24 protein-coding genes and 2 tRNA genes are annotated in these 24,123 nt (G+C 66.9%); 11 read left to right on the top strand and 15 right to left on the bottom strand.

Annotated elements, in window-relative coordinates; all coding sequences use genetic code 11:
- The first annotated feature begins 120 nt into the window (after positions 1 to 120).
- Both WS64_RS15525 and WS64_RS15520 read left to right on the top strand, forming a co-directional pair.
- Entirely contained in the window at positions 121 to 2,460 is a 2,340-nt protein-coding gene (locus WS64_RS15525; protein WP_059646420.1) for a bifunctional diguanylate cyclase/phosphodiesterase, read from the top strand.
- Positions 2,461 to 2,663: 203 nt separating this feature from the next.
- Complete coding sequence (locus tag WS64_RS15520) at positions 2,664 to 3,869, top strand: chromate transporter (RefSeq protein ID WP_060966811.1); 1,206 nt, start codon at positions 2,664 to 2,666, stop codon at positions 3,867 to 3,869.
- A 45-nt stretch (positions 3,870 to 3,914) separates the two neighbouring features.
- Here WS64_RS15520 and WS64_RS15515 read toward each other — a convergent pair whose 3' ends face one another.
- On the bottom strand, positions 3,915 to 4,361 hold the full coding sequence (locus WS64_RS15515) for a multidrug/biocide efflux PACE transporter (protein WP_060966810.1): 447 nt from the start codon (positions 4,359 to 4,361) through the stop codon (positions 3,915 to 3,917).
- Between the two features lie 112 nt (positions 4,362 to 4,473).
- Here WS64_RS15515 and WS64_RS15510 point away from each other — a divergent pair, with 112 nt between their 5' ends.
- Positions 4,474 to 5,358 carry a LysR family transcriptional regulator gene (locus WS64_RS15510; protein WP_060966809.1) on the top strand — a complete coding sequence of 295 codons (885 nt, stop codon included), beginning with the start codon at positions 4,474 to 4,476 and terminating at the stop codon, positions 5,356 to 5,358.
- 51 nt (positions 5,359 to 5,409) lie between these two features.
- On the opposite strand, the gene WS64_RS15505 is transcribed toward WS64_RS15510, so the two are convergent.
- The 5 genes from WS64_RS15505 to WS64_RS15485 all read right to left on the bottom strand — a co-directional run bounded on the left by WS64_RS15505 (position 5,410) and on the right by WS64_RS15485 (position 13,455).
- Positions 5,410 to 5,868 (bottom strand): CopD family protein, encoded by a 459-nt coding sequence (locus WS64_RS15505; protein WP_060966808.1) that lies wholly within the window; start codon positions 5,866 to 5,868, stop codon positions 5,410 to 5,412.
- Positions 5,869 to 6,130: 262 nt separating this feature from the next.
- The gene (gene parC, locus WS64_RS15500; protein ID WP_059583757.1) at positions 6,131 to 8,452 is read right to left on the bottom strand and encodes a DNA topoisomerase IV subunit A; all 2,322 of its coding nucleotides are present in this window, start codon (positions 8,450 to 8,452) and stop codon (positions 6,131 to 6,133) included.
- Positions 8,453 to 8,631: 179 nt separating this feature from the next.
- Positions 8,632 to 10,614: a DNA topoisomerase IV subunit B gene (gene parE / locus WS64_RS15495; protein ID WP_059583758.1), complete on the bottom strand. Its 1,983-nt coding sequence runs from the start codon at positions 10,612 to 10,614 to the stop codon at positions 8,632 to 8,634.
- Positions 10,615 to 10,834: 220 nt separating this feature from the next.
- Positions 10,835 to 12,784 carry an ATP-binding cassette domain-containing protein gene (locus WS64_RS15490; RefSeq protein ID WP_059583760.1) on the bottom strand — a complete coding sequence of 650 codons (1,950 nt, stop codon included), beginning with the start codon at positions 12,782 to 12,784 and terminating at the stop codon, positions 10,835 to 10,837.
- Between the two features lie 266 nt (positions 12,785 to 13,050).
- Complete coding sequence (locus tag WS64_RS15485; RefSeq protein WP_059583762.1) at positions 13,051 to 13,455, bottom strand: DUF4399 domain-containing protein; 405 nt, start codon at positions 13,453 to 13,455, stop codon at positions 13,051 to 13,053.
- 198 nt (positions 13,456 to 13,653) lie between these two features.
- Here WS64_RS15485 and WS64_RS15480 point away from each other — a divergent pair, with 198 nt between their 5' ends.
- Both WS64_RS15480 and WS64_RS15475 read left to right on the top strand, forming a co-directional pair.
- Positions 13,654 to 13,836: a rubredoxin gene (locus WS64_RS15480; protein WP_006478164.1), complete on the top strand. Its 183-nt coding sequence runs from the start codon at positions 13,654 to 13,656 to the stop codon at positions 13,834 to 13,836.
- A gap of 147 nt (positions 13,837 to 13,983) precedes the next feature.
- A tRNA-Arg gene (locus WS64_RS15475) sits at positions 13,984 to 14,058 on the top strand.
- Positions 14,059 to 14,097: 39 nt separating this feature from the next.
- Here the strand turns inward: WS64_RS15475 and WS64_RS15470 are convergent.
- The 4 genes from WS64_RS15470 to WS64_RS15460 form a co-directional block, all read right to left on the bottom strand.
- Entirely contained in the window at positions 14,098 to 14,820 is a 723-nt protein-coding gene (locus WS64_RS15470) for an O-methyltransferase (protein ID WP_432206241.1), read from the bottom strand.
- Positions 14,821 to 14,921: 101 nt separating this feature from the next.
- Complete coding sequence (locus WS64_RS32925; protein ID WP_081103832.1) at positions 14,922 to 15,218, bottom strand: 4Fe-4S dicluster domain-containing protein; 297 nt, start codon at positions 15,216 to 15,218, stop codon at positions 14,922 to 14,924.
- Positions 15,219 to 15,220: 2 nt separating this feature from the next.
- A complete protein-coding gene (locus tag WS64_RS15465; protein ID WP_060966807.1) occupies positions 15,221 to 15,529 on the bottom strand; it encodes a hypothetical protein in 309 nt (102 codons plus the stop codon).
- 12 nt (positions 15,530 to 15,541) lie between these two features.
- Positions 15,542 to 16,123, bottom strand: coding sequence for an RNA polymerase sigma factor (locus WS64_RS15460; protein WP_081103831.1), 582 nt, complete (start codon positions 16,121 to 16,123; stop codon positions 15,542 to 15,544).
- 173 nt (positions 16,124 to 16,296) lie between these two features.
- Here WS64_RS15460 and WS64_RS15455 point away from each other — a divergent pair.
- Positions 16,297 to 16,373, top strand: a tRNA-Met gene (locus WS64_RS15455).
- 210 nt (positions 16,374 to 16,583) lie between these two features.
- Positions 16,584 to 16,916, top strand: a complete 333-nt coding sequence (locus WS64_RS15450; protein ID WP_060966806.1) for a hypothetical protein — start codon at positions 16,584 to 16,586, stop codon at positions 16,914 to 16,916.
- A gap of 54 nt (positions 16,917 to 16,970) precedes the next feature.
- Here WS64_RS15450 and WS64_RS15445 read toward each other — a convergent pair whose 3' ends face one another.
- Complete coding sequence (locus WS64_RS15445) at positions 16,971 to 17,711, bottom strand: SDR family NAD(P)-dependent oxidoreductase (protein WP_060966805.1); 741 nt, start codon at positions 17,709 to 17,711, stop codon at positions 16,971 to 16,973.
- A gap of 115 nt (positions 17,712 to 17,826) precedes the next feature.
- Between WS64_RS15445 and WS64_RS15440 the strand changes: the two genes are divergently transcribed.
- On the top strand, positions 17,827 to 18,450 hold the full coding sequence (locus WS64_RS15440; RefSeq protein ID WP_060966804.1) for a TetR/AcrR family transcriptional regulator: 624 nt from the start codon (positions 17,827 to 17,829) through the stop codon (positions 18,448 to 18,450).
- 29 nt (positions 18,451 to 18,479) lie between these two features.
- Here the strand turns inward: WS64_RS15440 and eco are convergent, their stop codons facing one another.
- Positions 18,480 to 18,980, bottom strand: a complete 501-nt coding sequence (gene eco, locus WS64_RS15435; RefSeq protein WP_060966803.1) for a serine protease inhibitor ecotin — start codon at positions 18,978 to 18,980, stop codon at positions 18,480 to 18,482.
- Positions 18,981 to 19,123: 143 nt separating this feature from the next.
- On the opposite strand from eco, the gene WS64_RS15430 reads away from it, so the two are divergent.
- Positions 19,124 to 19,450, top strand: coding sequence for a hypothetical protein (locus WS64_RS15430; RefSeq protein ID WP_059576567.1), 327 nt, complete (start codon positions 19,124 to 19,126; stop codon positions 19,448 to 19,450).
- A gap of 167 nt (positions 19,451 to 19,617) precedes the next feature.
- Here WS64_RS15430 and WS64_RS15425 read toward each other — a convergent pair whose 3' ends face one another.
- Entirely contained in the window at positions 19,618 to 20,019 is a 402-nt protein-coding gene (locus WS64_RS15425) for a hypothetical protein (RefSeq protein ID WP_059646376.1), read from the bottom strand.
- Positions 20,020 to 20,136: 117 nt separating this feature from the next.
- Here WS64_RS15425 and WS64_RS15420 point away from each other — a divergent pair, with 117 nt between their 5' ends.
- Together WS64_RS15420 and WS64_RS15415 are read left to right on the top strand one after the other, a co-directional pair.
- Entirely contained in the window at positions 20,137 to 20,517 is a 381-nt protein-coding gene (locus WS64_RS15420; protein WP_059576572.1) for a DUF5594 family protein, read from the top strand.
- 182 nt (positions 20,518 to 20,699) lie between these two features.
- Positions 20,700 to 22,067 (top strand): MFS transporter, encoded by a 1,368-nt coding sequence (locus tag WS64_RS15415; RefSeq protein ID WP_060311943.1) that lies wholly within the window; start codon positions 20,700 to 20,702, stop codon positions 22,065 to 22,067.
- A 30-nt stretch (positions 22,068 to 22,097) separates the two neighbouring features.
- On the opposite strand, the gene WS64_RS15410 is transcribed toward WS64_RS15415, so the two are convergent.
- Together WS64_RS15410 and otsA are read right to left on the bottom strand one after the other, a co-directional pair.
- Positions 22,098 to 22,691, bottom strand: coding sequence for an AAA family ATPase (locus WS64_RS15410; RefSeq protein ID WP_060966983.1), 594 nt, complete (start codon positions 22,689 to 22,691; stop codon positions 22,098 to 22,100).
- A complete protein-coding gene (gene otsA, locus WS64_RS15405) occupies positions 22,684 to 24,105 on the bottom strand; it encodes an alpha,alpha-trehalose-phosphate synthase (UDP-forming) (protein ID WP_060311941.1) in 1,422 nt (473 codons plus the stop codon). The genes WS64_RS15410 and otsA overlap by 8 nt, the downstream gene beginning before the upstream one ends.
- Positions 24,106 to 24,123: the final 18 nt, after the last annotated feature.

Below are 24,123 nucleotides of genomic sequence, written 5' to 3'. Positions count from 1 at the left end.
GTTGTTTCGGAGGTCTGTCCATGGTTGCGCGTCCCGCGAACGAACAGACGTCGGGACAATCCGAACCATAGCCGGCCATCCAGACGGATGGCGCACGCGAGCAGGACGCCACCCTCTTCGATGAGCTCCGCCCGGTCCAACCACACGCCGCCGAACCGGCCGCTGCGCGCGCCGCGCAAGTCGCGCCGGCGTGCGCTGTTTGCCATCCCGCTGCTCGGGATGCTGGCGCTCGCGCTGCTGTGGGCCGTGATCATCGCGCGCCTGTCCGTTGAAAAGGACAGTGCGTACAAGGAAGCGGCCGCTTCCGCGGCGATCCTGTCGTCCGCGCTCGAGCAGCATACGGTCAAGGCGATCCACCAGGTCGACCAGATCACCCGCTTCGTCAAGTTCGAATTCGAGAAATCGCCGGCGCGCTTCAATCTCGCGAGCGCCGTCGAGAAAGGCGTCGTGCCCAGCGATACGCTGATCCAGGTGTCGCTCGTCAACGCGAAAGGCATCCTGTTCGCGAACACCGCCGAACTCCATCCGCAGCCGATCAACCTGTCCGACCGCGAGCACTTCAAGGTCCACCTCGCGCACAACGACGATCGCCTCTTCATCAGCAAGCCCGTGCTCGGCCGCGTGTCGAGCCACTGGACGCTGCAGATGACGCGGCGCCTGAACAATCCGGACGGCAGCTTCGCCGGCATCGTCGTGGTGTCGGAGGACCCGAGCTACTTCACGAACGATTTCTACAACAACGCGGCCATCGGCAAGGAAGGCGTGATCGCGGTCGTGTCCGACACGGGCGCCGTGCTCGCGCGGCGCACGGGCTCGGTGAACAACGCGCCGGGCGCGTTCTCCGCGTCGGGCGTCTACCCGATCGCGGAGCGCGTGACCGGCACGATCATCGATCCGATCGACGGCGTGACGCGCATCGTGTCGTACCGCCACCTCGACGGCTACCCGCTCGCGGTGATGGTCGGGCTGTCGCAGACGGAAGAGTTCGCGGACTACACCCACACGCGCAACGTCTACCTGCTGATGACGAGCTTCATCACGCTCGCGATGCTCGCGTTCTTCGGCGTCGCGACCGGCCTGATCGGCAAGCTGCTCGGCCGCGAGCGCGAAATGACGCAGCTTGCCGAATACGACCTGCTCACCGGCCTCGCGAACCGCTATGCGACGCTGCGCGGGCTGCGCAACGACGTGTCGATGCCCGCGAGCCTGTCGCGGCTCGGGCTGCTGTTCATCGATCTCGACAACTTCAAGACCGTCAACGACACGCTCGGCCACAACGCCGGCGACATCGTGCTGCAGATGACCGCGTCGCGCCTGGCCGATGCGGTCGGCGACGAAGGCTCGCTCGCGCGCATCGGCGGCGACGAGTTCGTCGTCGTGATGAAGGGCGACGACGTCGAGCGGCGCGCGGTGCGGCTCGCGGAAGCGATCATCCGGATGTTCAGCGAGCCGTTCGACGTACGCGGCAGCTCGTTCGTGCTGCATGCGAGCATCGGCATCGCGCTGCACACCGTCGCGAACGAAAGCGAGATCGACCTGCTGAAAAAGGCCGACCTCGCGATGTACAGCGCGAAGGACGCCGGCAAGAACTGCTACCAGTTCTATGCGCCGCACCTGTCGCATCGCGCCGACCACCTGATGCGCTGGGAACAGCAATTGCGCGTCGCGCTCGCCGAGGGGCAGCTGTTCCTCGCGTACCAGCCGAAGATCGACCTCACGCACCGCACGATCACCGGCTTCGAGGCGCTCGCGCGCTGGGACCATCCCGAGCACGGCGTGATCTCCGCGAACGAATTCATTTCGATCGCCGAATCGACCGGCCTCATCGTGCCGATCGGCGACTTCGTGATCCGCACCGCGTGCGAGCAGATCGCGCGCTGGCGCGACGAAGGCCACGACACGCTGACGCTCGCGGTCAACATCTCGCCCGTGCAGTTCTGGCGCGGCGACCTGATCGAGACGATCTCGCAGGCGCTGCACGACACCGGCATCGACGCGAACCGGCTCGAGATCGAGATCACCGAAACCGCGATGATGGAATATCCGGAACTCGTGTCCGAGAAGATCGTCGCGCTGAAGAAGCTCGGCATCCGGATCGCGCTCGACGATTTCGGCACCGGCTATTCGTCGCTGTCGTACCTGCACCGCTTCTCCGTCGACACGCTGAAGGTCGACCGCTCGTTCGTGCAGGCGATTCCGAACGATCGCAGCGTGTGCGTGATGGTGTCGTCGATCGTGCATCTCGCGCGCTCGCTCGGGCTGACCGTCGTCGTCGAGGGCACGGAGACCGAGGAGCAGATCACGTGGCTGTCCGCGCTCGGCGAAATCGAGGCGCAGGGCTTCCTGTTCTCGCGCCCGGTGCCGGCCGACGCGATTCCCGCGCTGATCGCACGCTTCGGCGTGCGCGGCGAGCGCCTGAACGTCGTCGCGCAACGCGCGACCGGCAGCACGGGCAGCTGAACACCACACCGCTGCCGCCGCGGCGCGGGTTGCGCGCCGCCGCAATTGTTACGTTTTCCGATCCGATCGTTTAGTTCATTAACTAGCGTTTTCGCGCATGGTAGTGTCACGATGCGCGGCGGACAATCGGGAGGGCCGACGTGTCGGCGGGCCGCCGGCGCGGCCCTACGCGAGAGATCCGGCCCTGCGCCAACCACACAATCATGACAACCGTCGAAGTCGAAGCGACCGCGCGTGTCGAAGAGGCACCCGCATCCCTATGGGCCTTGTTCAAGGTCGTCGCCGGCATTTCGGCCGTCTCGTGGGGCGGACTTTCGATGATGGCGCAACTCGAACGCCACTACGTGGAGCGGCTGCAGCGCATCGAGCCGCACGTCTTCGGCGATCTCGTCGCGCTCGCATGGCTCGTACCGGGCCCCGTCGGCTGCAACGTCGCCGTGCAGGTCGGCCAGACGCTGCACGGTCGCGCCGGCGCATGGGTCGCCGGCATCGCGAGCGTGCTGCCGTTCTCGATCCTGATGACGCTGTTCGCGATCTTCTATCAGACGCCGCTCGTGCGCTCGCTCGCCGCGCCGATGCTGATCAATCACTTCGGGATGGTGCTCGCCGCGCTGATCGGCGTCACGTGGGTCAAGCAGGTGCGCTCGCTCGCGCGCACGCGGCTCGAACAGACGATCGCCGCGCTATCGACGATTCTGCTCGCTTTCGCGCATAGTCCGGCCGCTTTCGTCGGGATTCTGTTCGCCGCGTTTGCAGCAGGCTGGCTGACGGGGCCGTCGCAACGCGACGCGGTCGATTTCACGTTGTCGAAACGCGACCGCGGCCTGCTCGTGCTGCTCGGCGTGCTCGTCGTGCTGTTCGCGGTGCCGCTGCCGGGCGATTACCAGGCGGACCTGCTGTGGCCGCGCCTCGCGGGCGCCGGCATGACGCTGTTCGGCGGCGGCTTCTCCGCGCTGCCGGTGCTCAAGACGCTGTTCGTGTCGCCGGCGACGGGCATCTCCGATCACGACTTCACGCTCGCCTTCGCGCTGTCGCCAGTCGCGCCGGGGCCGCTGCTGAACGTCGTGCCGTTTCTCGGCTACCTGACCGACGGCTGGATCGGTGCGCTGCTCGCCACGGCCGCGCTGTTCATTCCGTCGGGATGCCTCGTCGTATTTGCGCAGAACCACCTGCTCCGGCTCAAGCGCCATTCGCGCTTCGAGCACGGGATGCGCCTGCTGCGCGCGGCGACGACGGGCTTTCTCGTGGTCGCAGTCGTGAAGATCCTGCATCGCGAGCCGGCCGACCCCGTTTACTGGCTGACGGGCGCTTTCGCGACGCTGTGCTTCACGCGCTTCAAGGTGCCCGTCTATGCCGTGTACGGCGCGGTTGCCGTGGCATGCAGCGTGTGGCTGTGGGCCGCGCACTGACGGGCGGCGGCCGTCGCCCTGCCCGGCGCGGCCCGCGTTGCCGCCTCAACCGGCCTGCACGGCGACCCGGCGTGCCATCCAGCGGGCGCGCAGCGCGTCGTACGCGAGGTTGAAGCAGAACGTGTAGGGCAGGAAGAACAGCACGATGCCGAGGTCGAGCAGCAGCGCCTCGACGACGCTCACGTTCAGCCACCACGCGGCAACCGGCACCACCATCGCGACGAGGCCGAGCTCGAACGTCACCGCGTGCGCGATCCGCATGCCGAGCGTGCGCGATAACCCGGCGCGCCGCTCGAAGCGGTCGAACAGCGCGTTGAAGGTCATGTTCCACGCCATCGCGATCAGCGACACCATCACCGTCAGCACGCCGACGTGCGACACCGGCATGTCGAGCAGCCACGCGCCGATCGGCGCGCACAGCGCGATCGCCACCAGTTCGAACGTCAGCGCGTGCAGCAGCCGCTCCGTCACCGTTTTGTTGATCTGTTTCATGATGCACTCCCATGCGTTAGCTGATCCATGCCGGCCATTCTGATCGGCGATACCGTACCAATCCAGTTTGATATCATCGGTTTTACCGATATAACGCTGCCCGGAGCACCGCATGCACCACGCCCCCGAAGCCCTGCTCGCCTTCGTCGAAGCGGCGCTGCTCGGCTCGTTTACGGCCGCCGCCCGCAAGCTCGGCAAGCGTCAGTCGACGGTGTCGGAAGCGATCGCGAATCTCGAAATCGATCTCGGCGTGCAGTTGTTCGATCGCTCGACGCGCGCGCCGACGCTCACCGAGGCCGGCCGCGCGCTACTGCCGCAGGTGCAGCGCGCGCTCGAGGCCAGCGCGGCGATCGATCGCACGGCCGCCCGGCTCGCGCGCGGCGAGGAAGCGCGGCTCACGCTCGTCGTGTCCGATACGTACCAGTCGAAGCGCTACGAGGAAACGTTGATGGCGCTCGAACGGCGCTTTCCGGCGCTCGAACTCGAATGCCAGATCGCCGAGCACGACGACGTGCTCGACCTGATCCAGCAAGGCCGCGCGCAACTCGGGCTGATGGCCGCGCGCGCGGCCTACCCGGCCGATATCGGCGCGGCGACGGTGGCGGAGGAATCGGAGATCGGGCTGTTCGTCGGCCGCACGCATGCGCTCGCCGAATACGGCGACGCCGAGGTGCCGCATGCGGCGCTGCGCGACGTGCGCGAACTGCGCCTCAATACCTACGTGACGACCGAAAGCCGCGGCACCGACGACCGGATCGTCGTCGGCACGCAGCACTGGCTGGCGCCGAGCTACCTGATGCTGCTGGAGATGGCGGTACTGGGGTTCGGCTGGGCGGAGCTGCCGCGCTGGATGGTCGAACACTTCGCGCGCGACCGCCTGTGCGAGCTGCGTGCACGCGGGTGGCCTCGCCGCGTGCGGGTGGATGCGGTCTGGTCGCGCAACCGGCCGCTCGGCCCGGCCGGTTCATGGCTGCTCGATGCGATGCTGGCGGCGTAGCGGCGCGTGCCGCCGGCCCGCGACGAAGGGCAGCGGCCTGACGCCGGCCGGTCAGAAACCGCGCGACAGCACGGCCGCGCCGATCGTGACGACGCCGAGCACGAGATTCACGACGACGAGCAGGCGCATCGCGTTCACCGCGCGCGCGCCGTCCGGCCAGTTTTGCGCCTGCACCGCACGGCGGATGCGCGGAAACAGCGCGAAGCGGATGTGCCCGAAGATCAGCATCATCACGACGCCGAGCCCCGCCATCGCATGCAGCGACCACGTCGCATGCGCGCCGCCGAAGCTCATCAGCAGGAAGCCGCCGGACAGCAGGATCACGATCACGGCCCCTGAAACCCAGTTGAAGAACCGGCCGAACACGCCCTCGATCAGCGGCAAGCGCAGCTGCGGCGACAGGTCGGACAGCGCCGGGCGCAGGCAGAAGTGTGCGAAGACCATCCCGCCCACCCACACGGCGACGGCCAGCAGATGAAGAAACAGCGCGACGGCAATGGCGTGGGACATGAGGACGATCCTGTGATGAGTGGGGTGCAGCGAACGGCCGCGTCGCACGCGGCATCGAGCGACGTTCGACCCGCCCGCCGCGTCGCGGTTCAGGCCCGCGGCGCGATTTCACATTATTTTGCAAGTTGCGCGTGACGGCGCCACGCTTGCTTGCCCGAATCCCGACGCGAAAGTAAAAAGCCGCACGCCCGCCGAAGCGGACGTGCGGCCTGCGACCGTGGCTGACCAGGATGTTCCGGACGATCCGGACGATCGCGCGACGTCAGCCGAGCAGCGGACGCAGCTCGGTGACGACCTTGAGCTTCGTGTCCGGCGCGCGGCCCTTGCGAGCGCGCTTGCCGATGTGCGGCGCGAGCCCCGCGTACGACAGCGTCTCGTCCTGCACCTTGCCGCCGCGGCCCGTGCCGATCAGCACGACGCCGGCCGGATCGATCGCCAGCGCCTGCACGAGCGTTTCCTTGTCGTCGAGCGCCATCAGGATCACGCCGCGGCCGCCGCCGGACAGCGTCTTCATTTCGTCCATCCCGAACACCAGCAGGCGCCCGCCGCTCGACAGGCACGCGACCTGCGTCGCGTTCGGCAGCACCGGCATCGGCGCGAGCGGCACCGCACCCGCATCGATCGTCATGAACGACTTGCCGGCCTTCACGCGGCTCACCATGTCGCCGACCTTCGCGAGGAAGCCGAAGCCATTGCTCGACGCGAGCAGCAGTTGCTGGTCGGCCGGCGCCGCGTAGTAGTGCATCAGGTGCGAGCCCGATTCGAGCTCGATCAGCGACGTGACCGGCACGCCGTCGCCGCGCCCGCCCGGCAGCACCGCCACGTCGACCGAGTACACGCGGCCGCTGCTGCCCCACGCGATCAGGCGATCCGGCGTGCGGCACTGGAACGCCGCGTACAGGTGGTCGCCCGCCTTGAACGTGAAGCCGGCCGGATCGAGCCCGTGGCCCTTCAGCGCGCGCACCCAGCCCTTCTGCGACACGACCACCGTCACCGGCTCGTCGACCACCTTCGCCTCGAACGTCGCGCGCTTTTCCTGCTGGATCAGCGTGCGGCGATCGTCGCCGTACTGCTTCGCATCGGCCTCGATCTCCTTGATCATCAGCCGCTTCATCGCGCTTTCGTTCGCGAGCAGTTCCTCGAGCTTCGCCTTCTCGTCGCGCAGCCCTTCGAGTTCCTTCTCGATCTTGATCTTCTCGAGCCGCGCGAGCTGGCGCAACCGGATTTCGAGGATGTCCTCGGCCTGCCGCTCGCTGAGGCCGAACGCACTCATCAGCGCGGCCTTCGGCTCGTCCGACTCGCGGATGATGCGGATCACCTCGTCGATGTTCAGGAAGACGATCATCCGCCCTTCGAGGATGTGGATGCGATCGTCGACCTTCGCGAGACGATGGCGGCAACGGCGCGTCATCGTCAACTGGCGGAACTTCACCCATTCGTCGAGGATCGTCAGCAGGCCCTTCTGGCCCGGCCGGCCGTCGGCGCCGATCATCACGAGGTTCAGCGTCGCGTTCGATTCGAGGCTCGTGTACGCGAGCAGCGTGTTCACGAATTCCGTCTGGTCGATCGTGCGCGACTTCGGCTCGAACACGAGCCGCACGGCCGCTTCCTTGCCCGACTCGTCGCGCACCGCGTCGAGCAGGTCGAGCATCGCCTTCTTCGTGTTCAGCTGCTCGGGCGTCAGCGTCTTCTTGCCGAGCTTGAGCTTCGGATTGGTCAGCTCCTCGATTTCCTCGAGCACCTTCTGGCCCGACGTGTTCGGCGGCAGCTCGGTCACGACGAGCTGCCACTGGCCGCGCGCGAGATCCTCGATCTTCCACTTCGCACGCACCTTCAGGCTGCCGCGGCCCGTTTCGTACGCCGCCGAGATTTCGGTGTCGCTCGAGATGATCTGGCCGCCGCCGGGGAAATCCGGGCCGGGAATCAGGTTCATCAGCTCCGCGTGCGTGAGCTTCGGATTGCGGATCAGCGCGACCGCCGCGGCCGCGACTTCGCGCAGGTTGTGCGACGGGATTTCGGTGGCGAGGCCGACCGCGATGCCCGATGCACCGTTCAGCAGCACGAACGGCATGCGGCTCGGCAGCGTCTTCGGCTCCTCGAACGAACCGTCGTAGTTCGGCATGAAGTCGACCGTACCCTGGTCGATTTCGTCGAGCAGCAGCTTCGAGATCGGCGTGAGCCGCGCCTCGGTGTAACGCATCGCCGCCGCGCCGTCGCCGTCGCGCGAGCCGAAGTTGCCCTGCCCGTCGATCAGCGGATAGCGCAGCGAGAAATCCTGCGCGAGCCGCACGAGCGCGTCGTACGCCGACTGGTCGCCGTGCGGGTGGTATTTACCGAGCACGTCGCCGACCACGCGCGCCGACTTCACCGGCTTCGCGTCGGGCCCCAGGCCCATTTCGTTCATCGCGAACAGGATCCGGCGCTGCACCGGCTTCTGGCCGTCGCAGACGTCGGGCAGCGCGCGGCTTTTCACGACGCTGACCGCGTAGCTGAGATATGCCTGCTCCGCGTAGTTGCCGAGCGTCAGCGCGTCGCTCTCGGGCGCGTCGGGGCTGGCGAAGAGATCGGAAGTGTTGTCGTCCATCTGAATTCCGTATTCGTAAGTGGCGTGAGGCCGGGCCGGGCGTCATCCCCGGCCGCGCGGAAGCGGCGGTGCAGTGTTCGATGTCAAGCGGTGCTGATGCGCCAGCGGATGCGCGTTTGCGACGCCGCCACGGGCGCGAAGCCGCCGCGCATCAGTGCCGATTGGCGTCGAACACTGCACTAAATGTCCGCTTCGACTTCGTTGCCCTTTTCCTCGAGCCAGCCGCGCCGCGCGGCTGCCTCGCCCTTGCCCATCAGCATCGTCATCCGCGCGACGGTCGCCTCGTAGTCGAGCTCGCCGAGCTTCACCGGCATCAGGCGGCGCGTGTCGGGATTCATCGTCGTGTCCCACAGCTGCTCGGCGCTCATTTCGCCGAGGCCCTTGAAGCGGCTGATGCTCCACTGCGTGTCGCGCACGCCGTCCTTGCGCAGCTTGTCGAGGATCGCTTCGAGCTCGCCGTCGTCGAGCGCATAGAGCTTCTGCGCGGGCTTCTTGCCGCGCGCGGGCGCATCGACGCGAAACAGCGGCGGGCGCGCGACGTACACGTGGCCGCGCTCGATCAGTTGCGGGAAATGCTTGAAGAACAGCGTGAGCAGCAGCACCTGGATGTGCGAGCCGTCGACGTCCGCGTCCGACAGGATGCAGATCTTGCCGTAGCGCAGGTTCGACAGGTCGACGGTGTCGTCCGGGCTGTGCGGATCGACGCCGATCGCGACCGAGATGTCGTGCACCTCGTTGTTCGCGAACAGGCGGTCGCGCTCGGTTTCCCATGTGTTCAGCACCTTGCCGCGCAGCGGCAGGATCGCCTGGTATTCCTTGTCGCGGCCCATTTTCGCGGAGCCGCCCGCCGAGTCGCCCTCGACGAGAAACAGTTCGTTGCGCGCGATATCTTCCGTCTCGCAATCGGTCAGCTTGCCGGGCAGCACCGCGACGCCCGAGCTCTTGCGCTTCTCGACCTTCTGGCCCGCGCGCGTGCGCGCCTGCGCTTGCTTGATCACGAGTTCGGCGAGCTTCTTGCCGTGCTCGACGTGCTGGTTCAACCACAGTTCGAGCGCCGGACGCGAGAACGACGACACGAGCTTCACCGCGTCGCGGCTGTTCAGCCGCTCCTTGATCTGCCCCTGGAACTGCGGATCGAGCACCTTCGCCGACAGCACGAACGACACGCGCGCGAACACGTCTTCCGCGAGCAGCTTCACGCCCTTCGGCTGCAGGTTGTGCAGTTCGACGAAGCTCTTCACCGCCTGGTACAGGCCGTCGCGCAGCCCCGACTCGTGCGTGCCGCCGGCCGGCGTCGGGATCAGGTTCACGTACGACTCGCGCACGAGCGAGCCTTCCTCGCTCCATGCGACGACCCACGACGCGCCCTCGCCCTCGGCGAAGGTTTCGTCGGTCGAACGCGAGTCGGCGAAGCGCTCGCCTTCGAACAGCGGGATCAGCAGCTCGCTGCCGTTCATTTCGTCGAGCAGGTAGCCGCGCAGGCCGTCTTCATACTTCCAGGTCTGGCGCTCGCCCGTCTTTTCGTTGACGAGCACGACCTCGACGCCCGGCAGCAGCACGGCCTTCGAGCGCAGCAGGCGCTGCAGCTCGCCGAGCGGCAGGTTCGGCGAATCGAAGTACTTCGGATTCGGCCACACCTGCACGCGCGTGCCGGATTTCTTCTCGCCGCGGCCCGCCGCCTGCGTGGCGAGCGGCTTCACGACGTCGCCGTCGGCGAAGCCGAGCTCGGCGATCTTGCCGTCGCGCCAGACCGTCACGTCCAGACGCGTCGCGAGGGCGTTCGTCACCGACACGCCGACGCCGTGCAAGCCGCCCGAGAACGTATAGGCGCCGCCCGCGGCCTTGTCGAACTTGCCGCCCGCGTGCAGGCGCGTGAACACGATCTCGACGACCGGCACGCCCTCTTCGGGATGCATGCCGAACGGGATACCGCGGCCGTCGTCCTCGACCGAGACCGACTGGTCCGCATGCAGCGTGACCGTGATCTGCTTGCCGTAGCCGCCGAGCGCCTCGTCGGACGCGTTGTCGATGACTTCCTGGATGATGTGCAGCGGATTCTCGGTACGGGTGTACATGCCGGGCCGCTGCTTGACCGGCTCGAGACCCTTGAGCACCTTGATCGATGCTTCGCTATAGGCCGCGCTGGGTTTCTTCGTTGACATAGGCGCTGAATTTCGTCATTCATCGGGACGTTGTCCACACCTCGTGTGGATAACGTCGTGGACAAAACGTTGAGTTCCGTAAAAAAGCGAATCGAAACAACGGTGTGCTTGGACTGCTCCGAAAGCGGGCGCGCGGCGTGCGCGGCGCGACCCTGGACGCGCGGTATTTTACTGGTTCCGCGTGGCGCGCCAATCTCGGGATCGGCACCCGCCGTGCGCGTCACGCCGGCTTGCGCTTCGCCTCGAGCGTTTCCCACCGTTCGAGCGCGGCGAGCAATTCGTCGTCGATCGCCGCGAACCGCTCGGTCAGGCGCGTGCCTTCCTGCGGATCCTTCGCGAAAATCGCGCCGTCCTCGAGCTGCGCATTGATCGTCTTCTGCTCCGCTTCGAGCGCGGCGATCTTCTCCGGCAGCGAATCGAGTTCGCGCTGCTCGTTGAACGACAGCTTCACCGTGCGCTGCGCGTTGCGGCCGGCCGCACTCTTCGCCGGTTCGTCCTTCGCGGGCGCCGCCTCCTTGACCGCGCGCTTCGCCGCTTCCTGCTGCGCGAGCTGCTCCGAGCGCTCGCTCTGGATCTGCCAGTCGGTGAAGCCGCCGACGTATTCGCGCCACTTGCCGTCGCCCTCCGCCGCGATCACCGAGGTCACGACGTTGTCGAGGAACGCGCGATCGTGGCTGACCAGCAGCACCGTGCCGTCGTAGTCGGCCAGCAGCTCTTCGAGCAGTTCGAGCGTCGGGATGTCGAGGTCGTTGGTCGGTTCGTCGAGCACCAGCACGTTGGCCGGACGCGCGAACAAGCGCGCGAGCAGCAGCCGGTTGCGCTCGCCGCCCGACAGCGACTTCACCGGCGAACGCGCGCGTTCCGGCGCGAACAGGAAATCGCCGAGATAGCTCATCACGTGCTTGCGCACGCCGCCGATCTCGACCCATTCGCTGCCGGGGCTGATCGTATCGGCCAGACTCTTCTCCTGGTCGAGCTGCGCGCGCATCTGGTCGAAATACGCGACCTGCAGGTTCGTGCCGGTGCGCACCGTGCCTTCGTCGGGCTTCAGCTCGCCGAGGATCAGCTTCAGCAGCGTGGTCTTGCCGGCGCCGTTCGGGCCGACGAAGCCGATCTTGTCGCCGCGCATCACCGTCGTCGAGAAGCGGTCGACCACCGTGCGGCCGCCGTAGCGCTTCGTCACGTCCGTCAGCTCCGCGACGATCTTGCCGGACTTCTCGCCCTGCGCGACGTCGAGCTTCACGTTGCCCTGCGCATTGCGGCGCTCCGCGCGCTCGTTGCGCATCTGCACGAGCCGCGCGATGCGCCCGACGCTGCGCGTACGGCGCGCTTCGACGCCCTTGCGGATCCACACTTCTTCCTGCGCGAGCAGCTTGTCGAACTTCTCGTTTTCCACGCGCTCGACTTCGAGCTGCTGCGCCTTGCGCGTCTGGTATGCCGAGAAATTACCCGGATACGACAGCAGCCGGCCGCGATCGAGCTCGACGATGCGCGTCGCGACGCGATCGAGAAACGCGCGATCGTGGGTGATGAACAGCAGGCCCGCGCGCTGCGCGACGAGCAGCTCCTCGAGCCAGCGGATGCCGTCGAAATCGAGGTGGTTGGTCGGTTCGTCGAGCAGCAGCACGTCCGGCTGCAGCACCAGCGCACGCGCCAGCGCGACGCGCTTCTGCATCCCGCCCGACAGCGCGTCGACGCTGGCGTCGCCGTCCTGCAGGCCGATCTGCGCGAGCGTCATCGACACGCGCGTGCGCCAGTTCCATGCGTCGTGCGCGTCAAGCGACGACTGCAACGCGTTCATCCGCGCGAGCAGCGCATCGTGCTCGGCGCCTTCCGGTATCTCCGCGAGGCGGTGCGCGATCGAATCGTATTCTTCGAGCAGTTCGCGCGTATGCGCCAGCCCCGACGCGACCGCGTCGAACACCGTCGCGCCCGGCTCGAATTCGGGCTCCTGCGGCACGTAGACGGTCACGAGCTCCTGCTGGCGCGTGATCAACCCGTCGTCGGGCTTGGCAAGACCGGCGACGATCTTCAGCAGCGACGACTTGCCCGCGCCGTTACGGCCGATCAGGCCGACCCGCTCGCCGGCTTCCAGCGAGAAATCCGCGTGATCGAGCAACGCGACGTGACCGAACGCGAGCTGCGCGCCGGTAATGGAATAGAGCGACATGGGGAAACGGCGAAGAGAGAAATCGGAAGCGCCCATTGTACCGGGCGCGGACGCTGGCATCGGCTCGGCTGGATGGACGAGCGCCGCGGGGCGCGCTCGAAGCGTGTCGGCGCGGTGCCGTGAGCAAGGCGCGGCCGGCTTCCGGTGCGGAGGCGGGCCGCGGTTTGCATGCCCGCGGAAACGGGCGAATGCCGGCCGGATGCCCGCGGCCGGCCGATCGGCAGACCCCGCGCGCGGCGCCGTGGGCGCCAGCGCGGAATCCGCGGTTATTTCACGTTGACCGTGATCGTTGAGCTCAATTCGGGACCGTAGGAACGGTGCGCGCCGTCACCGAGCTGGAGCGTCAGCGTGTGCTGGCCGGGCGGCAACTTCACGTCGGTTTCGGTCTGGGCCTTGCCGAAATGCAGCGAATGGTCGGTCGCCGGAATCACGTCGCCCTTCGGCACCGGCTTGCCGTCGATCAGCAGGTGATGATGACCGGTATCCGGGGTCATGTCGCCGGCAGGCTTGAGCGCCATGCCTTCGAGACCGAACTTCACGTGCACGGGGCTCGACACCGTCGCGCCGTCCTTCGGCTCGACGAAGAACACACGCGCCTCGGCGCGCGCGAGCGTCGATACGGCCATCGCCGCGACACAGACTGCACCCGCGATCCACTTTCTATTGAGCATCGTTTCCTCCTTCAGATTGACAGGCCCACGAAGCATACACCGCATGCCCGGCCGACGCGATGGCGCCGGTTGTTCGCGATGCGTACGTTTAAAACGACGTTGCGCTGGCGTTCGGCGAAATTCCGGTACCATTGCGCGTTTCGTCCGCTGGCGAGGGCTGCGGATGGCATCGCCGAATTCCATTATCCCGAGCGCAACATGAGTGAAGTAACCGAATACCAGAGCTGGGTCTGCCTGATTTGCGGGTGGGTCTATAACGAAGCGGAAGGGCTGCCCGACGAAGGCATCCCGGCCGGCACGCGTTTCGCCGACATTCCCGCCGACTGGCGCTGCCCGCTGTGCGACGTGGGCAAGGAAGATTTCGTCGTCGTCGATTTCTGATTTCCCGTTCCGATCGCGGGTGATTACGCGATACGCGCGTCGCGGGTGCATTCAGCCCCGCCGACGCGCCGCGCGTTTGCTATACTCTGCGCGCTGTCCACTCCGCCGTCCGGTTCGCGTTTTTCGCGCGATTGTCCGGACTTGGCTCTCCCCGTAGTTCAATGGATAGAACAAGCGCCTCCTAAGCGCTAGATACAGGTTCGATTCCTGTCGGGGGGACCAGTCAAGCCGATACTGCCCCGGCTTCGCAAGAAACTTCCCTCAAGCCACAACGACCGTAAACTCCACCCCCGACTCAAAATCCAGCGTCGTGGTCGAAAACCGCGGATCCTCGTCGAGGTAGTGCTTGTACGGTCGAACGGCATCTTCGGCCGTGTACATGTTGTCGGCCAGCACGACCGATCCGGGCCGCAGCAAGCGCTCGATCTGTCTGAACAGCGTCAAGTACGCGTCGGCCCATACGTCGATAAACACCATGTCGACGGCTCCCTCCAGCTCGGCAACCGTCTCGAACACATCGCCCTCCCGCACGTCGACATAGGCATCCAGGCCCGCCGCTTCGACATGAGCCCGCAAACGCGCACACTTGAGCGCATCGCATTCAGTTGCAATGACCACACCACGGCCCAACGTGCGCAGCGCATCGGCGAAATACAGCGTCGACACGCCGCAGGAACTGCCGAGCTCGAGGATTCTGCTCGGCCGTTGCGACAGCACCATGTTGCGCAAAAACCTTCCCGTTTCCGCCGACACGGCCAACGATAGAGCACTGCCTCCCGATGATTCGAAATCCTCGGTGAACAGGCCGAACGTTTCGAGAAACCGTCCTCGCAACCTCGGGGCGAGCGCTTCGTATTCGTCGACGAGCGTCGGAAACGCCTCGTTAGGCCCCTGGAACTGCGCGCGTGCGCGGGCGATGATTTCGCTCCGGCTTTCTTCATGAAGCCGTTGCAAAAGAGCGTTGGTGGTCGAAGCCAAGTCCATTCCTTCACGAAGTTGATGACGTAGACGGCGTATCCAGCGGCTGCCAATCCGCCGTCAGGCTCCCTGCGCTGCCGTTCGATCATCGGCAAGCACGAGCGATGCTATGCCCGTCGAGCAAGCGTGATCGCCCGTTCAGGGCACGCCGTCACACAAAGCCCGCATGATCTGCACGCGTCCGCATTCGGCGTGTACGCGACTTTCATTCCGTGCACGCGCAGCTTCAAGCGATGCATCAGGCCAAGATCGAGATAATCGGCCTGATCGATGCGCCGGACCTCGAACACGTTTTCAGGGCAGACGGTGACGCAATCGCCCTTGCCTTCGCAACGTTTCAGATCGACGACGGGCGCAATCACGCCCGCCTTGTGCTTGCAGTCGGCCGTTGATTTCTCGCGCATGTTCACTCCTCGGTAGGCCGCTTGCCACGCGACCGCCATGCGGCCCGGAATTGCTCGCGCTCTTCGGGCGTCATGGCTTCCCACTTGCGCCAATGACGCCGGCCGTGCCAGCCGCGGTGTCCGCGGAATCCGCCGAACAGGATGCGGCTCAACACGAGCAGGCCCAGCGCATGGGCGAAGTCGATCGTCCGGGCGCCGAGAAATAGCGCCGGCATCACCCAGTTCCACAGCATCATGACGACCCATCCGAGCACGCCGATGGCGACCACCACGAGTAGCGCCTTGCCCGCACATCTGATTCGAAAATTCATCCGTCGACTCCTCTAGATATCCAGTTCGTCATAAATGGGTTGCAGTCGAGCACGCAGGTGCAGGACCGCGTAGCGTTTGCGCGCGAGCAGCGTATTGAGCGTGACGCCGCTCTGCGCGGCCAGCTCCTTGAAGGACAGCCCTTCCAGTTCGTGTGCGATGAAAACCTCGCGCTGATTCGCCGGCAACTCGTCGAGCGCATCCTGCAACGCCTTGAGCAGCAGCGTGCGAGCGTAGAGCGCTTCAGGGCCGGCATCGTGTGCCGGTAGCGCGAGATCCAGGCGATACTCGCTGTCCGCTTCGTCGTCGGCATCGAGTAGATCGGTCAGCGGCTGCTCCTTCTTCTTGCGGAAACGATCGATGATGCGGTTGCGCGCGGTACGGAACAGCCACGCGCTCGCCTGTTCGATCGGCGCCGGAAGCCGATAAGCCTGCACGAATTCGTGAAGCACATCCTGCAGAACGTCCTCGGCATCGTCCGGGTCGCGGATCCGGCGCCGAATGAAGTTCCCTAGCCTCGTTCGCTCACGCATCACTGTCGCAGTGATGTCGCGGTCTGGGTCGGTCATCGTTTGCGAAGTGGGTGGCGGTTCCATGCATCTGAAGACGTTTCAGGCGCGCGAATATTGTGGCGAACGTAAAAAATTTGCGGCTGCACGCATCGGCTTCCCTGCGTGGCAGGGGTTTCAAGGAACAGGCCCGATATGACATCAGCCCGTCTTTGCACGAATCGTTTGACTCCGCGCACCGACCCAAGTACACTTCGCGCCGCGGGGTGGAGCAGTCTGGCAGCTCGTCGGGCTCATAACCCGAAGGTCGTAGGTTCAAATCCTACCCCCGCAACCAAATACCGAAGCCCGCTTTGCGAAAGCAAGCGGGCTTTTTGCTGTCTGGGGAATATTGCTTGCGCGCGCGGCGCAGTACACGAAGATGGTGCAATCGAGCGCTCGCCACGACGTGCGACACACGATCGCACCTCGCCCGTTCGCCGCGGACATGCACCGAACATTGCGTAGAATTCCGAACCTTCTTCGGTTCAACACACGGAATTCTCGAATGATTCGAACGATCGCGGCGCTCGCCGCGCTTTCAGCGATGCCCGCCACCGCAAACGCCGCCGACACCGGCACGGCTCCCGCCAAACAGCGCTACGTCAGCCCGGGCATCGCCAACGTCACGGCTTCGGCAGCCCCGCGCCCGGAAAGCACCTCCCCCGACGCCCGCTGCCGGGAACTGGCCGCCGGCATCGACGCGGTCACGCATTCGCCCGACCGCGGCCAGAAGGTCGTGCGAGGAACAGGCCCGGACGGCAAGCCGCGCAACGAACTGCGCGCCTACGACAAACGGGCCGACCTGGAAGCCGAGCACCAGCGCCTCGGCTGCCAGTAACGGGCACACGAACACACGCCTCCCACCCGGCCAGCTCACGCCGGGCATCGGCCTTCACGCGTTCGCCCCGCCGTCGATCGTCAGCCCCGTCCCGTTGATCGACCGCCCTTCCGGCCCGACGACGAACGCCACGAGCGCGGCCACGTCGTCGGCCTTGCCGTACTGCTGAATCGCCATCCGCGCACGCTGCGCATCGGCATGCTCGCCATCGGCCGGATTCATGTCGGTATCGGTCGACCCCGGATGCACGACGTTGACCGTGATGCCGCGCGAGCCGAGATCGCGCGCGAGCCCCTGCGTCCAGCCGATCAACGCGGCCTTGCTCGCCGCATAAAGGCTCATCCCGGCATCGGGCACGCGTGTCGCGAGGCAACTGCCGGTCGACACGATGCGCCCGCCCTCCCCGAGATGCCGCGCCGCCGCCTGCGACGCGACGATCACAGCGCGCACGTTCACGTGCAGCGTCGCGTCGATATCGTCGAGCGTGAGGTCGTCCAGCGCGCCGGCCCGGAAAATCCCCGCGTTGTTGACGAGAATGTCGAGGCCGCCCAACGCCTGCGCAGCGCGATCGACCGCGTCGCGCACGGCAACCGGATCGGCGCTGTCGGCCTGGATCGCAATGGCCTTGCGGCCCAGCGCCTCGATGCCGGCGACCACGGCCTGCGCCCGTTCGGCGGATTTTTCATACGTGATCGCCACGTCCGCGCCATCGGCCGCCAGCCGTTTCGCGATCGCCGCGCCGATGCCGCGGCTGCCGCCCGTGATGAGTGCACGCTTGCCTTGAAGTCGATTCATGTCGGTTCCTTTCCCAATTTATGTAACGACCGACACAGAATGGAGCAAGTTGCACCGCGCAGTCAATTGATTTATTTTATCGATCGATACAGATATCGACGAAGGGACGGACGCAATGGCTGAACGAGGCCGACCGAGAAGCTTCGACAAGGAAGCGGCGCTGGATCGCGCGATGGAGGTGTTCTGGCGTCTCGGCTACGAAGGGGCGTCGATGACGGACCTGACGGCCGCGATGGGCATCGCGTCGCCGAGCCTGTATGCGGCCTTCGGCAGCAAGGAAGCGTTGTTCCGGCAAGCGCTCGAGCATTACCGCGCAACCGAGGGGCGGGAAATCTGGGGCGGCGTCGAACGGGCGGCCAGCGCGTACGAGGCCGTGCGCAACTACCTGATGGATACCGCACGCGTGTTCACGCGGCGCTCGAAGCCGGCCGGCTGCCTGATCGTGCTGTCGGCGCTGCATCCGGCCGAACGTTCCGATATGGTCCGGCAAACGCTGATCGCGATGCGCGAGGGCACGGTCGACGCGCTGCGGGAACGCCTCGTGCAAGGCGTCGCGGCAGGCGAAATATCAACGCACGCGAACCTCGACGCAATCGCCCGCTACTACGTGACGGTTCAGCAAGGCATGTCGATCCAGGCGCGCGACGGCGCGAGCCGCCGCGATCTGGAAGCCGTCGCGCAGGCCGCGCTGGCCGCATGGCCGGCGCTCGTCGGCACGAGCAGCGCGGCCGGTGTATAGATAGCGGCAGGACACCGCCGAAGGAAAGGTTACTGCTTCGCAGCCTGCTGCACGTCCTTCGACGCACGCCACACGCGATAGCGCACGTCGAAGCCGTCCGGCACATAGACGACGAGCGGCAGGCGGCTGTTGTAGCGCAGCAGCTGACCGTCGCCGCGCACCTGCACGAACCGTTGTTGCGGCGCCTGGCCCGGGCACGCCATCAACGTCGATGCCGGCCCCTTCACGTCGGTGAGCCGGTAATACGTGTAGCCCCAACCCTTCACATCCTCGGCGGTCAGCTCGCCGCCGAACCAATGCTGGTTGCAGTCGGTCTGCAACGTCTTGCCGATCATCAGCTCGACGCGCGCATCGCCTTCGTTCTCGAGCGCGGGCAGCGCGATCACGGCGCGCTGCTGGCCGGCCGCTGCCTGCGGAAACATCTTGATCGACTCGGCGGATACGGCAGGCGCGGAGGCAGGCGCGGCCACGCAGGCGGCGGCGGCGGTCACGCAGAAGGCGGCCAGCGCGGCCCGGATCGGGAATTTCATCGATGTGCTCCTGAAAAACCAATGAGCCCCGGATGCTAACACTTTCGTCGCAAGACCTTACGGAGCTGTAATTTGGCGACACAATTGCAAACAGCCGGCAATCCCCGAGCGCGGTACTTATAGCGCAATCAACGGAGAACATCATGCTCAAGCTCATTGCTGCCGCCGGCGTCGCTACCCTGCTGGCCGGCTGCGTCGTCGCCCCGGACGCCGGATACGGCTACGGGCAGCCCTACTATTCCGATCCCGGCTATGCGTACGCCCCGTCCCCGGTGTACGGCACGGTCAACATCTGGGGCGGTGGCGGCGGGCGCGACTGGGATCGCGGCCGGCGCGACTATCATCGCTGGGACGGCGACCGCGGCAACCGCGGCAACGGCTGGTGGCGCGGCGGCGGACGCCGTGGCGACTGGAACGAAGGTGGTGGCGGCGGACACGGTCGCGGCGACGGCGGCGGTCATCGCCACTGACGTTCAATTGCAACCGTTTGTATCCACGCACGGCCCGCCGATGGCCGGCGGCGCATCACTCCGGCCACAGAATGGCCACGCAAACGACGAAAGGCCCGGCAAAGCGAACGGCGGCGAACGCCGGCCGACCGGTCGGGAACCGCGATCGCACGCGGCACGCCCCGCACTTACCAGCCGGCCGGCCGCGCGTAGCCGCCGGACACGGGCGCACCGCACACGTACGCGCGCTGGTAGCGATCGTAGCAATAGTTCGGGCCGTCGTCCTGGTACTGCGCCTGCCGGTAGGTCGGATAGGCCGGCTGCTGGTATGCGGGCGCCTGGTAGTACGTCGGCGGCTGATAGGCCGGCGCCTGGTACACGGGTGCCTGATACGCGACGGGCGGATTCATCGCGGACGTCACGATCGCGCCGAGCACCGCCCCGCCGATCAATGCGCCGATGACGGCGCCGCCGTCGCGGCCATGCGCGGACGCCGGCCCCGCCACCGCGAGCGAACCGGCGAGGACACACACTGCGGCAATCTTTTTCATGATGGACTCCCACGCGAAGTGGTACTGGATGCGATGCATTGTGGCGGGACGCGGCCGTAATAGATGCAGCAAGTGGTAACGCGCGATTACCGGTATCGCCCACGCCGAAACGCGTCGTCGCCGTGCTACGATTTTCGGCACACAGGAGACGCCTTCATGCAGCCCGAAACCGCCCGCCGTTTCGATACCGAATTCGCGCCGCGCATCGCGCAGGCGATCGCCGCGTTCTTCGCCGACCACGTGCGGGCCGACGTCGTCCCCTATGGCGGGCACGGGCACCCGACGCGCGTGCAGATCCGCAGCGCGCCGCACGAGCACGTGAGCGGCTTCGTGCATCCGCTGAATCTCGAACTGACGTGGGACACCGACGAGATCGAGCGGCTGATGGAACCCGACGGCCCGCAACGCTTCGAGCACTACCTCGCCGCGCTGCCGAGAAAGCTCGGCGCATGGCAAAGCGCGCGCGACATCGATCTCGCGTCGCGCACGCAGGCCGAGCCGCTCGTGCGGCTCGGCGGTCTCGACTTCGAAGGCTGAATGCGCGCGCCAGCCGGCCACCGCGCGGCTTGGCGTCGCGCGATGCGGCCCGGTGATACACTCGACCGGCCCCGTCCCGGTGCAGCCGCGCCGGCCGGGCCGTTCATCGCCGCCCCCCGCGTACATGGTTGCGCACGCAACCGGCAAGCGGGTGCGCGGACAACCCTGCTCTCGCTCCCGCCATGAACGCCGATACCGGCCTGCCGCTTCCGCAACGCTACTGGGCGATCGTCTGCGTCGCCCTGGGCATCACGCTCGCCGTGCTCGACGGCGCCATCGCGAACGTCGCATTGCCGACCATCGCGCGCGACCTGCACGCGTCCGACGCCGCGTCGATCTGGATCGTCAACGCGTACCAGCTCGCGGTCACGATCACGCTGCTGCCGCTCGCGTCGCTCGGCGAGCGCATCGGCTATCGCCGCATCTACATCGCCGGGCTCGCGCTGTTCACCGCGGCGTCGCTCGGCTGCGCGCTGGCGGGCTCGCTGCCGATGCTGGCGGTGATGCGCGTGATCCAGGGGTTCGGCGCGGCCGGCATCATGAGCGTCAACGCGGCGCTCGTGAGGATGATCTACCCGTCGTCGATGCTCGGGCGCGGGCTGTCGATCAACGCGATGGTGGTCGCGCTGTCGTCGGCGATCGGGCCGACGGTCGCGTCCGCGATCCTGTCGTTCGCGTCGTGGCCGTGGCTCTTCGCGGTCAACGTGCCGATCGGCATCGCGGCCGTGCTCGGCAGCCTGCGCGCGCTGCCGGCCAACCCGCTGCACGACGCGCCGTACGACTTCCCGAGCGCGCTGATGAACGCGTGCGTGTTCGGCCTCCTGATCACGGCCGTCGACGGGCTCGGTCACGGCGAAGGTCATGCGTACGTCGCGGCCGAACTGGCCATCGCGGGCGTGGTCGGCTACTTCTTCGTGAAGCGTCAGTTGTCGCAGCCGGCGCCACTGCTGCCCGTCGACCTGATGCGCATCCCGATGTTCGCGCTGTCGATCTACACGTCGATGGCGTCGTTCACGTCGCAGATGCTCGCGTTCGTCGCGCTGCCGTTCTGGCTGCAGCATTCGCTCGGCTTCTCGCAGGTCGAGACGGGCCTCTACATGACGCCGTGGCCGCTCGTGATCGTGTTCGCCGCGCCGCTCGCGGGCGTGCTGTCGGACCGCTATTCGGCCGGCATGCTCGGCGGGATCGGGCTTGCGCTGTTTGCAGCCGGGCTGCTGTCGCTCGCGACGATCGGCGCGCACCCGGGCACGGTCGACATCGTGTGGCGGATGGCGCTGTGCGGCGCGGGCTTCGGGCTGTTTCAGTCGCCGAACAACCGCGCGATGCTGTCGTCGGCGCCGCGCGAGCGCAGCGGCGGCGCCGGCGGCATGCTGAGCACCGCGCGCCTGACGGGCCAGACGTTCGGCGCCGCGCTCGTCGCGCTGATTTTCGGGCTCGCGCCCGATCGCGGGCCGACGATCGCACTCTTTGTCGCCACGGTGTTCGCGGCGGTGGCCGCGGTCGTCAGCCTGCTGCGCATCGCGTCGCCGCCGCCGGACCCGGCGGCCTGACACCGTCGCGCGCCGCACCCGCGACGGGTGTCAAGCGGCGTCGAGCGTGTCCATCACGAAGCGCACGCGCGCCTTCACGCTCGCGCGCGGCAATTCGATCAGCCGATAGCCGTACGACGTATAGCAATCGACCATCGCGTCATGGGTCCGCACCGCTTCCGCGAAATCCTGCCGGCGCTCGGTGTCCTGCGCATAGATATCGGGCCACGGCGGCGCGATGAACACGCGCCGGTGATAACGAAAACGCCGCGCCGCCGCTTCCGCGTGCGCGGGTACCGCCAAGCCGGTCAGCTTCAGGTAGCCGATCACGTCCGGCACGCCGCGGTCGAAGAACACCGGCCCGCGCGCGTGCCGCGCGAGATGGTAGGACCGCATCTCCCAGCTCAGCATCAACTCGGCGAACGCAGCCGGGTCGCGCCACGGCAGCGCCGGACCGTCGATGGCCATCTGGTCGCGGATCACGCCGCGCCCGGCTTCCTGCGAACGTCCGAACCCGGCGCGCTCGAGCGCATCGAGCAACGTGCTCTTGCCCGAACCCGGGCCGCCCGTCACGACGAAGAAGCGGCCGGTTGCGTCGTCGGCTTCTTCGTCGTCACTCGCCGCACGCTGCACGAACTCACGCATGCGCGGCCCGCTGGCCCGCGCGCCGCGTGACCGACGCCGCCGCCGCGACACTGCGCAGGTCGGCGACGAACGTGTCGCGCCAGACCGACAGGTCGTTCTCGCGCAGCCGCGCGAGGTTCTCCTCGTGACGCGCCTGCCGCTCCGCGAGCGGCATCGACAGCGCGCGTTCGAGCGCCTCGGCCATCTGCGACAGATCGTACGGATTGACGAGCAGCGCGCCGGTCAGCTCGGCCGCCGCGCCCGCGAACTCCGACAGCACGAGCACGCCCGGATCGGCCGGATCCTGCGACGCGACGTATTCCTTCGCGACGAGATTCATCCCGTCGCGCAGCGGCGTCACGTAGCCGACCTGCGACATCCGGAAGAACGCCATCAGCAGGTTGCGCTCGTACTTGCGGTTCAGATACTGGATCGGCGTCCAGTCGAGCTGCGAGAAGCGGCCGTTGATGCGGCCGGCCTCGCCTTCCAGCGTCTCGCGGATCTGCTGGTAGGTCTGCACGTCGGAACGCGTCGGCGGCGCGATCTGCAGCAGCGACACGCGCCCTTGCCAGCCCGGCGCATTCGCGAGCATCCGCTCGAACGACTGGAAGCGTTCGACGAGCCCCTTCGAATAATCGAGGCGATCGACGCTCATCACCAGCTTGCGGTCGCCCAGCGCCTCGCGCAGCATCTTCACCGGCTTGCGGGCGCCGTACTGGATAGCCGCCTGCGCGATCGCGTCGGGATGCACGCCGATCGGATAGGCCGCAACCTTCACGACGCGGCCGTGCGCATGCAGCATCCCGTCGTCGCTCGCCGCGCCGATGCCGCGCCGCTCGATGTAGTCGGTGAAGGCCTGCTTGTCGGCCTCGGTCTGGAAGCCCGCGACATCGTACGCGCACATGAACTTGACGAGTTCCTCGTGCGGCGGCACGAGGCGCAGCACGTCGGGCGACGGAAACGGGATATGCAGGAAGAAGCCGATCGGGTTCTTCACGCCGAGCTCGCGCAGGCAGTGCGCGAACGGCAGCAGGTGGTAGTCGTGCACCCAGATCAGGTCATCCGGGCGCAACAGCGCCGCGAGCTGCTTCGCGAGCATCGCGTTCACGCGCAGGTAGCCGGCGTACTCCTGCCGGTCGAAGCGCGCGAGATCGCCGCGGTAATGGAACACCGGCCACAGCGTCGCGTTCGAGAAGCCGCGGTAGTACTGGTCGTAGTCGCGCCGGGTCAGCCCGACCGTCGCGTAGGTAACGTTGCCGTCCCGCTGGATCGCGGGCTCGGCGTCCGGCGCACCGACGATCTCGCCGTTCCAGCCGAACCAGACGCCGCCCGTTTCCCGCAGCGCGTCCATCACGCCGACGGCCAGGCCGCCCGCGCTCGGGCGCGTGTCCTCGCCGGCGGCGACACGATTCGATACCACGATCAATCTGCTCATGCGATTTCCCCTCCTCGA

This window comes from Burkholderia anthina (assembly GCF_001547525.1).
In the GTDB taxonomy this organism is placed as follows: domain Bacteria; phylum Pseudomonadota; class Gammaproteobacteria; order Burkholderiales; family Burkholderiaceae; genus Burkholderia; species Burkholderia semiarida.
The sequence above is the reverse complement of the archived record's forward strand: the minus strand, read 5'-3'. Positions and strand labels throughout refer to the sequence as shown.

Bases quoted from the DNA above. Each gene is read 5' to 3' on its own strand.
- WS64_RS15505 (WP_060966808.1), bottom strand. From the start codon at position 5,868: ATGTCCCACGCCATTGCCGTCGCGCTGTTTCTTCATCTGCTGGCCGTC.
- parC (WP_059583757.1), bottom strand. From the start codon at position 8,452: ATGGACGACAACACTTCCGATCTCTTCGCCAGCCCCGACGCGCCCGAG.
- WS64_RS15480 (WP_006478164.1), top strand. From the start codon at position 13,654: ATGAGTGAAGTAACCGAATACCAGAGCTGGGTCTGCCTGATTTGCGGG.
- otsA (WP_060311941.1), bottom strand. From the start codon at position 24,105: ATGAGCAGATTGATCGTGGTATCGAATCGTGTCGCCGCCGGCGAGGAC.
- WS64_RS32925 (WP_081103832.1), bottom strand. From the start codon at position 15,218: ATGCGCGAGAAATCAACGGCCGACTGCAAGCACAAGGCGGGCGTGATT.
- WS64_RS15490 (WP_059583760.1), bottom strand. From the start codon at position 12,784: ATGTCGCTCTATTCCATTACCGGCGCGCAGCTCGCGTTCGGTCACGTC.
- WS64_RS15515 (WP_060966810.1), bottom strand. From the start codon at position 4,361: ATGAAACAGATCAACAAAACGGTGACGGAGCGGCTGCTGCACGCGCTG.
- WS64_RS15460 (WP_081103831.1), bottom strand. From the start codon at position 16,123: ATGGAACCGCCACCCACTTCGCAAACGATGACCGACCCAGACCGCGAC.
- WS64_RS15450 (WP_060966806.1), top strand. From the start codon at position 16,584: ATGATTCGAACGATCGCGGCGCTCGCCGCGCTTTCAGCGATGCCCGCC.
- WS64_RS15410 (WP_060966983.1), bottom strand. From the start codon at position 22,691: ATGCGTGAGTTCGTGCAGCGTGCGGCGAGTGACGACGAAGAAGCCGAC.
- WS64_RS15510 (WP_060966809.1), top strand. From the start codon at position 4,474: ATGCACCACGCCCCCGAAGCCCTGCTCGCCTTCGTCGAAGCGGCGCTG.
- WS64_RS15415 (WP_060311943.1), top strand. From the start codon at position 20,700: ATGAACGCCGATACCGGCCTGCCGCTTCCGCAACGCTACTGGGCGATC.
- WS64_RS15420 (WP_059576572.1), top strand. From the start codon at position 20,137: ATGCAGCCCGAAACCGCCCGCCGTTTCGATACCGAATTCGCGCCGCGC.
- WS64_RS15430 (WP_059576567.1), top strand. From the start codon at position 19,124: ATGCTCAAGCTCATTGCTGCCGCCGGCGTCGCTACCCTGCTGGCCGGC.
- WS64_RS15485 (WP_059583762.1), bottom strand. From the start codon at position 13,455: ATGCTCAATAGAAAGTGGATCGCGGGTGCAGTCTGTGTCGCGGCGATG.
- WS64_RS15425 (WP_059646376.1), bottom strand. From the start codon at position 20,019: ATGCATCGCATCCAGTACCACTTCGCGTGGGAGTCCATCATGAAAAAG.
- eco (WP_060966803.1), bottom strand. From the start codon at position 18,980: ATGAAATTCCCGATCCGGGCCGCGCTGGCCGCCTTCTGCGTGACCGCC.
- WS64_RS15525 (WP_059646420.1), top strand. From the start codon at position 121: ATGAGCTCCGCCCGGTCCAACCACACGCCGCCGAACCGGCCGCTGCGC.
- WS64_RS15470 (WP_432206241.1), bottom strand. From the start codon at position 14,820: ATGGACTTGGCTTCGACCACCAACGCTCTTTTGCAACGGCTTCATGAA.
- WS64_RS15440 (WP_060966804.1), top strand. From the start codon at position 17,827: ATGGCTGAACGAGGCCGACCGAGAAGCTTCGACAAGGAAGCGGCGCTG.
- WS64_RS15520 (WP_060966811.1), top strand. From the start codon at position 2,664: ATGACAACCGTCGAAGTCGAAGCGACCGCGCGTGTCGAAGAGGCACCC.
- parE (WP_059583758.1), bottom strand. From the start codon at position 10,614: ATGTCAACGAAGAAACCCAGCGCGGCCTATAGCGAAGCATCGATCAAG.
- WS64_RS15445 (WP_060966805.1), bottom strand. From the start codon at position 17,711: ATGAATCGACTTCAAGGCAAGCGTGCACTCATCACGGGCGGCAGCCGC.
- WS64_RS15465 (WP_060966807.1), bottom strand. From the start codon at position 15,529: ATGAATTTTCGAATCAGATGTGCGGGCAAGGCGCTACTCGTGGTGGTC.